Origin of the sequence: Janthinobacterium paucivorans (assembly GCF_051380805.1) — a bacterium.
Lineage (GTDB): Bacteria > Pseudomonadota > Gammaproteobacteria > Burkholderiales > Burkholderiaceae_D > Janthinobacterium > Janthinobacterium lividum_D.
Map to the genome: position 1 here is coordinate 145,938 of NZ_JBNYXR010000014.1, position 11,455 is coordinate 157,392.

Here is an 11,455-nt window from a genome sequence, read left to right on the forward strand (position 1 = left end):
TATCGAAACGATCAGGACTGCGGCACCTGCTGTACGCGCGCCGCCGTCTTGCCCTTCATCATGACGCCGTAGACGGCTGCGGCGATGGCCACGCCCACGAACCAGGCATAGGTGTAAATCGTTTTAAAGCCTTCAGCCACGTCGGGAAACGCCGTGGGAAAGGCCGCATTCAGGAAGCCCGGGATATTGGGCAGCACGGCGACGACAAAGGCGATCAGCGCCGCCATGTTCCAGCCATTGCCATATGAATAGATGCCGTCATCGCGGTACAGTTGCTTGACATCGAGTTGCGTCTTGCGCACAAAGTAGTAATCGACGATGAGGATACCGGCGATGGGACCGAGCAGGGCAGAGTAGCCGATCAGCCACGTAAAGATATAGCCCTGCGTCGACTCGAGCACCTTCCACGGCATCATGACAATGGCGATGAAGGCAGTGATGTAGCCGCCCATCTTGTACGAAATCTGCTTGGGTGCCAGCGAAGAAAAATCATAGGCCGGTCCCACCAGGTTGGCCGCCAGGTTGACGCTAACCGTGTCGATCAACAGGATGATCAGGGCGATCAGCACGGCCGCGCCCGTCATGCGGCTGGCCAGATCGACGGGGTCCCAGATGGCCTTGCCATACATGACCACGGAGCCTGCCGTGACGATCACGGCCAGCATGGCCAGCAATCCCATAGGCACCGGCAAGCCGACCGATTGACCCACGATCTGGTCGTGCTGCGTTTTGGCGAAGCGCGTAAAGTCGGGAATATTCAGTGCCAGGGTAGCCCAAAAACCCACCATGGCCGTCAACGATGGCCAGAAAACACTCCAGAACTGGCCCGCTTTTTTACCACCGGGGATGAATTGCGATGGCTGGTCCAGCAGCGCGCCCACGCCACCGGCCTTGCTATGCACCCAGTACAGCAGCACGAAGCAGATGAGGATTTTCAGCGGCGCCGTGTACGTTTCGAGCTTGCGGATCGATTCCATGCCATGCAGGATGAAATAGAACTGGATGGCCCAGAAAGCCAGGAAGCACAGCAACTGGCTGCCGTTGATGCCCAGGCCTGCGATCTTCTCGCCGCCCAGTTCATGCCCTATCAGCACGCCCATCAGGGTATAGATCATCTGCCCGCCGAACCAGGTCTGGATGCCATACCAGCCGCAGGCGACGATGGCGCGCATCAGCGCCGGCAAGCGCGCACCCATGGTGCCGAACGAAGCACGCGCCAGCACGGCATACGGGATGCCGTACTTGGTGCCCGCATGGCCGATCAGCAGCATGGGCAGAAGCACGATGGCGTTGGCGAGAAAGACCGTCAGCACGGCCTGATAACCGGACATGCCGCTGTCGATCAGGCTGGCCGACAGGGTGTAGGCGGGAATACACATCACCATGCCCACCCACAGCGCGGCAAAATGGTACCAGCGCCAGGTGCGCTGCGCCGCCGTGGTGGGGGCGAGGTCTTCATTCCAGAGTTGGGTGTTGCCTGAATAGTCTTGGTTCACAGCTATGCTCCATCGGTTGGGAGGGGATCGGTATTATAGAAACGGCTGCAGTTTAGCTTACCGCAAAGACCCGCCGCCGTTTATCTAATAAATACACGCAAAAAGCGTGCCCTATGCCGTCTCCACCAACGCATGCGGGTTGCGTGGGTCCTGTGTCCAGTTCATATAAGGCTTGCCCGTGGCCTGCGGCACCATCGTAATGCAGCCCTGCACCGGACAAGTGATTTCGCACAGGTTGCAGCCCACGCAGTGCTCCTTGATCACTTCATACGTGCGCGTGCCGGCAGCGTCGATCAGTTGCGCGATCGACTGGTGCGAGGTATCTTCGCAGGCCACATAACACTTGCCGCACTTGATGCAGTCATCCTGCTTGATATGCGCGATGACCTGGTAATTCATGTCCAGGTATTTCCAGTCCGTTGTGTTGGCCACAGCCTTGCCGGAAAAATCACTGATACGTTCATAGCCCTTTTCATCCATCCAGCGCGACAGGCCATCCTTCATCTCTTCGACGATGCGAAAACCATGCAGCATGGCCGCCGTGCACACCTGCACGCAGCCGGCGCCCAGGGCAATGAATTCGGCCGCGTCACGCCAGTTACCGATGCCGCCAATGCCGGAAATGGGCAAGCCGCGCGTCTGTGGATCGCGGGCGATTTCCGCCACCATGTTCAGCGCGATCGGTTTCACGGCGGAGCCGCAATAGCCGCCGTGCGTGCTGGCGCCGCCCACGATGGGCAGCGCCACCATGCGGTCCAGGTCCAGCGAGGTGATCGAGTTGATGGTGTTGATCAGCGAGACGGCGTCCGCGCCACCGGCCTTGGCCGCGCGCGCCGGCATGCGCACGTCCGTGATGTTCGGTGTCAGCTTGACGATAACGGGAAGACGGCTGTACTTCTTGCACCAGGCAGTCACCATCTGCACATACTCGGGCACCTGGCCTACGGCGGCGCCCATGCCCCGCTCCGGCATGCCGTGCGGGCAGCCGAAATTGAGCTCGATGCCGTCCGCCCCCGTCGCCTCTACCTTGGGCAGGATGTCGGCCCAATAGTGCTCTTCGCAGGGCAGCATCAGGGAGACAATCATGGCGCGGTCGGGCCAGTCCTTTTTCACCTGCGTAATTTCGCGCAGATTGATTTCCAGAGAACGGTCGGTAATGAGTTCGATATTGTTGAAGCCCACGACTTCGCGGTTCTTGCCATACAAGGCCGAGTAGCGCGACGAGACGTTGACGGCGGCCGGGTCTTCGCCTAGCGTTTTCCACACCACGCCCCCCCACCCCGCCTCGAACGCGCGTACCACGTTATACGCCTTGTCGGTCGGCGGCGCGGATGCCAGCCAGAAGGGATTCGGCGCCTTGATGCCGCAAAAATCGATGCTGAGATCAGCCATTATGCAACCTCCAATTTACTCATTAAATCGGCATGAATGGTGAGTGCGGCCAGCTTGCCATGCTGGACCGCTTGCACCGTCAAGTCCTGTCCCGGCGCCACGCAGTCGCCGCCCGCGTAAATGCCCGGCAGTACCGTGCGAAAGCGCGCGTCGACGGCAATCTTGTCGCCCTCGCGTTTCAGCAGCGAGGCCATCGGGTCATGCAGCACCTGCGCATCGAGGCTTTGGCCGATGGCCTTGAAGATGGCGTCGGCCGCCACGTCGAACGTCTCGCCGGTACCTGTCAAACGCGTGCCCTGCATGCGCGTCTTCTCGAAACGCATGCCGGCAACCTTGCCACCAGCGTCGAGCAAGACCTGCTGCGGCTGGGCCCACGTCAGCATGCGCACCTGGTTCGCCTTGGCGATGTCCTGCTCATGCTCAGTGGCCGTCATGGCGTCGAAACCGCGCCGGTACACCAAGGTGACTTCCTCGGCGCCCAGGCGCTGTATCTGCACCGCCATATCGATGGCCGTATTGCCGGCGCCGATAACGATGGCGCGCCGGGGAACGGGCAGCGCGGCCAAGTCGTCCGCCTGGCGCAGCGCACTGATGTAATCGACGGCGGCCAGCAAGCCCGGTGCATCCTCGCCCGTCAGGCCGAGTGCGCGGCTGGCACCCAGGCCCAGGCCCAGAAAGACGGCGTCATACTGCGCGTGCAACTCGCGCAGCTGCAGGTTCTCGCCCAAGGCCTGGCGACATCGGATGACGATGCCGCCTATCTGCAACAGGAAGTCGATTTCCTTCTGCGCAAAATCGTCCGTCAGCTTGTATTTGGCGATGCCGTATTCATTCAGGCCGCCGGCCTTGTCTGCCTTTTCAAAGATCACCACCGCGTGCCCCAGCATGGCCAGGCGGTGCGCGCAGGACAGGCCGGCCGGGCCGGCGCCGACGATGGCAATCGTCTTGCCGGTGGCGGCGGCGCGCTGGAACGGATGTCTGGCGAAATGCATATGATCGACGGCGTAGCGCTGCAGCAGCCCTATCTTGACGGGCTGGGCTTCCGCATCGTGGTTGCGCACGCAAACATCCTCGCACAGGATTTCCGTGGGACAGACGCGAGCACAGCTGCCACCGAGGATGTTCTGTTTCAGGATGCCGGCTGCGGCGCCGTTAATGTTCTTCTCGTGGATATTGCGAATGAAGCTCGCCACGTCGATTTCTGACGGACAGATGCGGCTGCACGGTGCGTCGTAGCAGTACAGGCAGCGGGCGCTTTCGATGGCCGCCTGACGCGCCGTCAGGGGCGGCGCCAAGTCCGTGAAATGGCCCGCCAATGCCTCGTTAGGCAGGGCGGGATGCGGCAAATAGTTCAAGGACTCGATCATCGCGTTTTCCTTATCTTATCCGGCAGTGGTTTTTTGGTTTGGAAGCGTCACTTCATCTGGGGAAATGCAAATTCCACGCCAGCGCTTGCCGTGTTCGGCCAGCGCTGCATCACGGCTTTGTGGCGCGTGTAGAAACGCACGCCTTCGGGACCATAGGCGTGGTGGTCGCCGAACATGCTGCGCTTCCAGCCGCCAAAACTATTGAAGGCCATCGGCACGGGCAAGGGAATGTTGACGCCCACCATGCCGACCTGGATCTGGCGCACGAATTCGCGCGCCACACCGCCATCGCGCGTATAGATAGCCACGCCATTGCCGTATTCGTTGGCATTGATCAGTTGCACCGCATGCACCACGTCAGGACAGCGCAGCACGCACAGCACGGGACCGAAAATCTCCTCCTTGTAGATATTCATGTCGCGCGTGACGTGGTCGAACAAGGTACCGCCGACGAAGAAGCCATTTTCACGTCCAGGCACCACATGGTTGCGGCCATCGACAAGCAGGGTCGCGCCCTGTTCCACGCCTGAGGCGATCAGGTTTTCAATGCGCTGCTTGGCGGCCAGCGACACGACCGGACCCATTTCCGCACCATCATCCATACCGTCGCGCACTTTCAGTGCAGCCGTGCGCGTTGCCAGTGCGTCGATCAATTTGTCGCCCGCATCACCCACGGCCACCACCACCGAAATGGCCATGCAGCGTTCGCCCGCCGAACCGTAGGCGGCGCCGATCAGCGCATCGACCGTCATGTCCATGTCCGCGTCGGGCATCACCACCATATGATTCTTCGCGCCACCCAGCGCTTGCACGCGCTTGCCGCTGGCGCTGCCGCGCGCATAAATATATTCGGCAATCGGCGTCGAGCCGACAAAGCTGATCGCCTGCACCACGGGGTGATCGAGCAAGGCATCGACCGTCACTTTATCGCCCTGCACCACGTTGAAGACGCCATCGGGTAAACCGGCTTCTTTCAGCAACCTTGCGTGCAGCAAGGAAGCAGAGGGATCGCGCTCGGATGGTTTCAAGACGAAGGTATTGCCGCAGGCGATGGCGACGGGGAACATCCACATCGGCACCATCACGGGGAAGTTGAATGGCGTGATGCCGGCCACCACGCCGAGTGCCTGGCGCATGGACCAGGCATCGATGCCGCGCGAAATCTGGTCCGTGAATTCACCCTTTAACAGTTGCGGGATACCGACGGCAAATTCCACCATCTCGATGCCGCGCGCTACTTCGCCCTGCGCATCGGCAAAGGTCTTGCCATGCTCGCGCGTGAGCATGGCGGCAAATTCATCGGTGTGTTGCTGGCACAGCTGCAGGTAGCGAAACAGGACACGCGCACGCGTCAACGGCGGCGTGGCCGACCACGAGGGAAAGGCGGCGGCCGCCGCCTGCACGGCTGCGTCCACGTCCTCCACGGTACCGAGCGCCACGCGGGCCACGGGTACGCCCAGGGCCGGGTTGTAGACGTCGCCGTAGCGGCCACTTTGCGTATCGACATTGGCGCCGTTGATGTAATGGGTGATGGTGTCGAGTTCGTTCATGTGCTTCCTTAATCGAGATTTTTTAATACCTTGGCCAGCTTGCCGAACAGCTCGTCAATATGCTGTTTCTTCAGCACCAGCGGTGGTGACAGGGCGATGATGTCGCCCGTTGTGCGTATCAGCAGGCCGTCAGCGAATGCCTGCTTGAAGGCGCTGAAAGCGCGCGCGCCGGGCTTGCCGGCGATGGGCTCAAGTTCGATGCCGGCGATGAGGCCTATGCTGCGCAAGTCGATCACATGCGGCAGTCCCTTGAGCGAATGCACGCCATCTTGCCAATACGCCTGCATGTTTTTAGCCTGGCCGAGGATGTCCTGTTCCTCGAACACTTGCAGGGTCGCCAGGGCAGCGGCGCACGCCAGCGGGTGGCCGGAATAGGTGTAGCCGTGGAAAAGTTCGATGCCCGGTGGCGCATCCATGAAGGCATCGTGGATATACTGTTTGCTGAACACGGCACCCATGGGCACCATACCGTTGGTCAAGCCTTTGGCGGTCGTCATCAGGTCCGGCTCGACATCGAAATAGTCGGCCGCAAACGGCGTCGTCATGCGACCGAAACCCGTGATCACTTCATCGAAGATGAGCAGGATGCCGTGCTTGGTGCACAGCTCGCGCAGGCGTTTCAGGTAGCCTTTCGGCGGGATCAATACACCAGTGGAACCGGCCACAGGTTCGACGATGACGGCGGCAATCGTCGAGGCATCGTGCAGGGCGACGATGCGTTCAAGTTCGTCGGCCAGGTGCGTGCCGTATTCTGGTTCGCCCACCGTATAGGCATTCTTTTCCAGGTTGTGCGTGTGCGGCAGGTGGTCCACGCCCGGCAGCAGGGGTCCGAAGTTCTTGCGGTTGCCGCCGATGCCGCCCACGGAAATGCCGCCGAAGCCGACGCCGTGATAACCGCGCTCGCGGCCGATCAGGCGCGTGCGTGCGCCCTGTCCACGTGCCCGGTGGTAGGCCAGCGCTATCTTGAGGGCCGTATCGACAGCCTCGGAACCGGAGTTGGTATAAAACACGTGGCCGAACTTGTGGCCCGTGTACTGCATTAGCTTTTCCGCCAGCTCGAAGGCGGACGGATGCCCCATCTGGAAAGTAGGCGCGAAGTCGAGCTGGCCCACCATCTCGCGGATGGCGCCGACGATTTTTGGCTGTGCATGGCCGCATGGCACGCACCACAATCCGGCCGTGCCATCGAGGATGGCGTTGCCATCGACGTCCTTGTAGTACATGCCTTCGGCCGAAACCAACAGGCGCGGATTAGCCTTGAAATCGCGGTTGTTAGTAAAAGGCATCCAGAATGCCGACATCGATTCTGGCCTTGTTTCGTTCATGACATTCTCCTTTGGATCGGCTGCTGCAACGCCCAGATGGTTTTTGACGCGGCATAAAATAATTTACCAGTTGGCAAAAATCTGATGTAATAATAGACAGGCCATCCCCAATGGCACAGGTACACAAACGGCAAAGTATTCCAACCGTACAGGTCGAAAAAAACACTACAGTTTTGTGCAAGGCAGCATAAGGAGTCGCATTGAAGCCCAGCGAGAGCACAGACGATGCCCCCGAGCAAGCCAGCGGCTGGCCCGTGCTGGAAATCGAACGCCAGAAAAAAGGCGGACTGGTAGAACAGATCGTCAGCGCCATCAGCGTCATGGTGGGCAGCCGCGCCCTGCGCATCGGCACGCGCATGCCGTCCGTGCGCCAGTTCGCCAAGTGCAATGGCGTGTCGACCTTTACCGTCGTCGAATCGTATGACCGCCTGGTCAACCTGGGCCTGTTGTCGTCGCGGCGCGGCTCCGGCTACTTCATTGCGCGCCACGATATCGCCGCCTCGCCGCATACGGCCCTCAGTGCCAACACCATTGCCAGCCCCACCGCCATCGACGCCCTCACGCCTGACCTGTATTCGGGCGTATCGGATGCCCTGCCTGTGGGCGCGGGCTGGCTGCCACCCCAGATGTACGGCGAAGCGACCGTGCTCGATGCCGTGCGCCAGGCCATGCGCGTTCCCGCCAGCCGGCTGCGCGGCTACGGTCACCCGCTGGGCTTTCCCTCGCTGCGCCAGCACTTGGCGACGACCTTGTCCACAGACCTGTTCCAAGTAGAGCAGGAGCAGGTCCTGCTGACACATGGCGCCACGCATGCCTTCGATTTGATACTGCGCAGCCTGACCAAGCCGGGCGACACGGTGCTGGTGGAAGAACCCGGCTATAGCAATCTGCATTCGCTGATCCGCCACCATGGCTGCATCCCCGTCGGCGTCAACCGTGGCGAAGCGGGCCTCGATCTCGATACGCTGGCCAACGAGGCCGCGCGTACCCAGCCCAAGCTGATGTTCGTCAACACGGTGCTGCAAAATCCGCTGGGCACCTCGCTCAGCCAGGCGCAGGCGCACCGCTTGCTGGCGCTGGCCGAGCAGTTCGATTTCTGGCTGGTGGAAGACGATATCTACCGTGAACTGGCGGCGCGCGGCGAAGCATCGCTGGCGGCCATGGACGGCTTGCGCCGCGTGATCCGCGTGGGCAGTTTTTCCAAGACCCTGTCGCCCGTGCTGCGTGTCGGTTCCATCTGCGCCTCTCCATCGCTGGTGGCCGAACTGGTACGCGTGAAAATGCTGGCGGGGTTGACGACGTCGGAAATCAACGAGCGCGCCGTCTACCACGCCATCTCCGCGCGACCCTACAAGCGCATGGTCGAGCGCCTGGTGGCGCAGCTCGATGCGGCCCGCGAGCGCAGCATCGATTGCCTGGCGCAGACGGGCATGGCGCCCGTGGCGCGGCCCCGCGGCGGCATGTTCGTCAGCGCCGGCTGGCCCGAGCTGCAGACGCCGGAATGGAATGGCAAGATCATCGCCGACATGGCCTTGAAGGCAGGCATCCTGCTGTCGCCAAACGAATTTTTCATGCTGCGCGCGCCCGAGACAGTATGGTTCCGCTTCAACGTGGCCTACACTGACACCCCCGTGCTGCAAGCGTTCCTGCAATCGATACGTCCACGCTAAAGAATCAGCCATGGCCAGCGAAAACTCCCCTGCCGTTTGCGTAAAAAATGCCGCTGGCCGGCGTCTGCAAAACCGCGACCGCCTGGAAGCGGACATCCTGCAGCATGCGGTGCGCGCATTTGCAGAAAGCGGCTATGAGGGCGCCTCGATCGCCAGCATCGCCAAGCGGGCCGGCTTGTCGAAGCAAAACCTGCTGTATTACTTTCCCTCCAAGCAGTTGCTCTACCAGCGCGTGCTCGACGATGTTCTCGACGACTGGCTGGCGCGCATGGCGTCGCTGGCCAATGAACACAACGAACCGCATGACGTGCTGCGCGCGTATATCGGCGCCAAGCTGCGTTTCTCGCGCGAACAGCCGTGGGCCTCGCGCGTGTATGCGCTGGAGGTAATCAATGGCGCTCCGCTGTACGGCACGCAGATACGCGACAGGGTCGTGCCGCTGCTGCGCAAGGATATCGCCGTCTTCGAGGCCTGGATCGCCGCCGGCAGGATCGCGCCTGTCAACGCCACGCACCTGATGTTTGCCATCTGGGCGATGACGCAATCATATGCGGATTTTTCAGCGCAGATGGCCCTGGTGCTGGAACGCAAGCAGCTCACGCGCAAGGATTACGAGGACGCCGAAATGCTGATCACGCGCATGGTACAGACGGCCATTGCTCTGCCTGCGGCAGCGCCGGGCGCGTGAGGAAATTTCCAATGAATAAACTGGCAGTGATAGCATGACGCGCTGGAGCGTTTGCAATCGCGGCGCCAGAGCGACAGGATAAGGAGCAGGCATGAAACAATGGTCATCGGCGCGCACGGCGTCATTGCTGGGCAAGGCTGCCGGCACGCTGTTGCTGGCAGTAGCATCGACAGCACAGGCGCAGACAGTGGGCATGATAGAGAACGCGCCGCTAAGCGAAACCTGGCTCAATGCGGGCTTTTATTCGCATCACTTTCAACGCGACAAGAATTTGAATGATAGCAATCCGGGTCTGGGCGCCGAATACCGATTTTCCACGGTCGCATCGGCCACGGCCGGGCGCTTCTATAATAGCGACCGCGCCTACTCGAACTATCTGGGCGTGTATTATCAGCCCATCAAGGTGGGCCCGCTGCGCGTGGGCGCCGTCGTTGGCGGTTTCAGCGGCTATCCGAAAATGCGCGACGGCGGCTGGTTCCCGGCCCTGGTCCCCACCATCAGCTATGAATACCAGCGCGTGGGTGTGAATATCGCCATCGTGCCTTCCTACAAGGACCGCTTGTATGGCGCCCTCAGTTTCCAGCTGAAACTCAAGGTATTTGAATAGCCGTTCGTCCCCGTCTTTCACCGTTCGCTCCGCCATTCCTGCCACTCGTCGCATACGCGATGTCCGACAACAAGGTTTTGTCTACAGTGGCTTCATCGCCAGCCTGCATACGGCAGCGGCAACCACTGGAGAACGGCATGAAAGACATCAATTGGGCACCGGGCAACACTTCCTTCCGCGCTTTCTGGAGCGAACTTTGTACCTATGCGCGCGAGGGCTTGGCCGCCCTGCGCATCATGTCCTGGCCCATGTTGCTGGGGTGCTGCCTGGGACTGGCGTTCCTGATCACCATCTTGCCACTGGCCATCATGCTGTTTGCCCTCGTCATGCTGTTGCGATGGGCAAGCAGCGGCGACGACACGCACGCGGGCACGCAGGCGGAAAATCGACAGTCAGCGCAATAAAAATTGTCGTCGTGGCAGGAGTGCCAAGATTGTTTTATGGCACTATGCCTGGGTGCAGCACTGACGGACATCAAGGCCATCCTGATGGATGGCCTTGATACGGAACGCTGCGCTCGATGAATGATCGAAGCTACTCCCCATCTGCCATAGGAGTTTTCTGATGACCACGACAGCAAAAGCGACTGCAGCTACGACCATTCCCTGCCTGCGCTACCGCGATGCTCCCGCCGCCATCGAATGGCTGTGCAGCGCACTCGGTTTTGAAAAACAATTGATCGTGCCTGACGGTAACGGTGGCGTCGCCCACGCACAACTGAGCTTTGGTAACGGCATGGTCATGGTGGCACCGGCGCTCGACAGCGACTATGGCCGCCTGATGAGACTGCCTGGCGACATCGGTGGCGCCAACACGCAAAACTGCTACCTGGTCGTCAGCGATGCCGATGCCGTCTACCGCAGCGCACGCGAGGCCGGCGCCGAGATCGTGCTCGACATCAAGGATGAAGACTACGGCGGACGGGGCTTTACCTGCCGCGACCCGGAAGGCCATATCTGGAGCCTGGGCACCTACGATCCATGGTAAGACGCAGAACGATGATGAGCAGCAGCCTCGCCGCCAGCCTTGCCCTGCCCGACAACGCGAGCTGAACCGCGACAGCCAGCGTGGACATGTCGACTTTCCTCGCTTGCAACAGGCTAACGAGGCGCTGCTCGATGCGGGCTTATCAAAGGTGCAAATCGGCCGCATAGCGGTAATGCCGTTCAGTTAAGGATTTTGGCGTGATTTATGAGCGCCAGTAAATTCACTAACCCCAGAGGCAAAGAGCTGGGGTCGGACCCCAATCCACCCAAGTTAAGGAGCAAGCCCGCGCAATTGATGGCAAATCAATGAAATAGTGCTTGACGTGGCACCGGCTTTGCGCGGCCGCCGCCTTGCTGACCTCTCTTTTTTCGAC

Annotated in this window: 10 protein-coding genes; 5 read left to right on the forward strand and 5 right to left on the reverse strand. The window is 60.8% G+C overall.

From position 1 onward, the window contains the following. Positions 1 to 11: 11 nt before the first annotated feature. The 5 genes from ACQ4V8_RS16980 to aptA form a co-directional block, all read right to left on the reverse strand. A complete protein-coding gene (locus ACQ4V8_RS16980) occupies positions 12 to 1,496 on the reverse strand; it encodes an NCS1 family nucleobase:cation symporter-1 (protein ID WP_010395100.1) in 1,485 nt (494 codons plus the stop codon). Between the two features lie 111 nt (positions 1,497 to 1,607). Further along, entirely contained in the window at positions 1,608 to 2,888 is a 1,281-nt protein-coding gene (gene preA, locus ACQ4V8_RS16985) for an NAD-dependent dihydropyrimidine dehydrogenase subunit PreA (RefSeq protein WP_010395098.1), read from the reverse strand. Continuing rightward, entirely contained in the window at positions 2,888 to 4,255 is a 1,368-nt protein-coding gene (locus ACQ4V8_RS16990; RefSeq protein ID WP_436571891.1) for an NAD(P)-dependent oxidoreductase, read from the reverse strand. Before ACQ4V8_RS16990 ends, preA begins: the two co-directional genes overlap by 1 nt. Positions 4,256 to 4,302: 47 nt before the next feature. Next, positions 4,303 to 5,805 carry a CoA-acylating methylmalonate-semialdehyde dehydrogenase gene (locus ACQ4V8_RS16995; protein ID WP_010395093.1) on the reverse strand — a complete coding sequence of 501 codons (1,503 nt, stop codon included), beginning with the start codon at positions 5,803 to 5,805 and terminating at the stop codon, positions 4,303 to 4,305. Positions 5,806 to 5,813: 8 nt separating this feature from the next. Further along, a complete protein-coding gene (gene aptA / locus ACQ4V8_RS17000; protein WP_436571892.1) occupies positions 5,814 to 7,130 on the reverse strand; it encodes an omega-aminotransferase AptA in 1,317 nt (438 codons plus the stop codon). Positions 7,131 to 7,330: 200 nt separating this feature from the next. Here aptA and ACQ4V8_RS17005 point away from each other — a divergent pair, with 200 nt between their 5' ends. From ACQ4V8_RS17005 to ACQ4V8_RS17025, 5 genes are all read left to right on the forward strand, one after another. After that, positions 7,331 to 8,800, forward strand: a complete 1,470-nt coding sequence (locus ACQ4V8_RS17005) for an aminotransferase-like domain-containing protein (protein WP_436571893.1) — start codon at positions 7,331 to 7,333, stop codon at positions 8,798 to 8,800. Between the two features lie 10 nt (positions 8,801 to 8,810). Next, a complete protein-coding gene (locus ACQ4V8_RS17010) occupies positions 8,811 to 9,488 on the forward strand; it encodes a TetR/AcrR family transcriptional regulator (protein ID WP_010395086.1) in 678 nt (225 codons plus the stop codon). Between the two features lie 91 nt (positions 9,489 to 9,579). Next, the gene (locus ACQ4V8_RS17015) at positions 9,580 to 10,095 is read left to right on the forward strand and encodes a hypothetical protein (RefSeq protein WP_070345755.1); all 516 of its coding nucleotides are present in this window, start codon (positions 9,580 to 9,582) and stop codon (positions 10,093 to 10,095) included. A 137-nt stretch (positions 10,096 to 10,232) separates the two neighbouring features. Continuing rightward, the gene (locus ACQ4V8_RS17020) at positions 10,233 to 10,499 is read left to right on the forward strand and encodes a hypothetical protein (protein ID WP_436571894.1); all 267 of its coding nucleotides are present in this window, start codon (positions 10,233 to 10,235) and stop codon (positions 10,497 to 10,499) included. A 160-nt stretch (positions 10,500 to 10,659) separates the two neighbouring features. Beyond that, positions 10,660 to 11,082: a VOC family protein gene (locus ACQ4V8_RS17025; RefSeq protein ID WP_070345756.1), complete on the forward strand. Its 423-nt coding sequence runs from the start codon at positions 10,660 to 10,662 to the stop codon at positions 11,080 to 11,082. The last annotated feature ends 373 nt before the right edge of the window (positions 11,083 to 11,455 follow it).

Coding starts and splice junctions, on each gene's coding strand:
- preA (WP_010395098.1), bottom strand. CDS start 2,888: ATGGCTGATCTCAGCATCGATTTTTGCGGCATCAAGGCGCCGAATCCC.
- ACQ4V8_RS16990 (WP_436571891.1), bottom strand. CDS start 4,255: ATGATCGAGTCCTTGAACTATTTGCCGCATCCCGCCCTGCCTAACGAG.
- ACQ4V8_RS16995 (WP_010395093.1), bottom strand. CDS start 5,805: ATGAACGAACTCGACACCATCACCCATTACATCAACGGCGCCAATGTC.
- aptA (WP_436571892.1), bottom strand. CDS start 7,130: ATGAACGAAACAAGGCCAGAATCGATGTCGGCATTCTGGATGCCTTTT.
- ACQ4V8_RS17010 (WP_010395086.1), top strand. CDS start 8,811: ATGGCCAGCGAAAACTCCCCTGCCGTTTGCGTAAAAAATGCCGCTGGC.
- ACQ4V8_RS17015 (WP_070345755.1), top strand. CDS start 9,580: ATGAAACAATGGTCATCGGCGCGCACGGCGTCATTGCTGGGCAAGGCT.
- ACQ4V8_RS17020 (WP_436571894.1), top strand. CDS start 10,233: ATGAAAGACATCAATTGGGCACCGGGCAACACTTCCTTCCGCGCTTTC.
- ACQ4V8_RS17025 (WP_070345756.1), top strand. CDS start 10,660: ATGACCACGACAGCAAAAGCGACTGCAGCTACGACCATTCCCTGCCTG.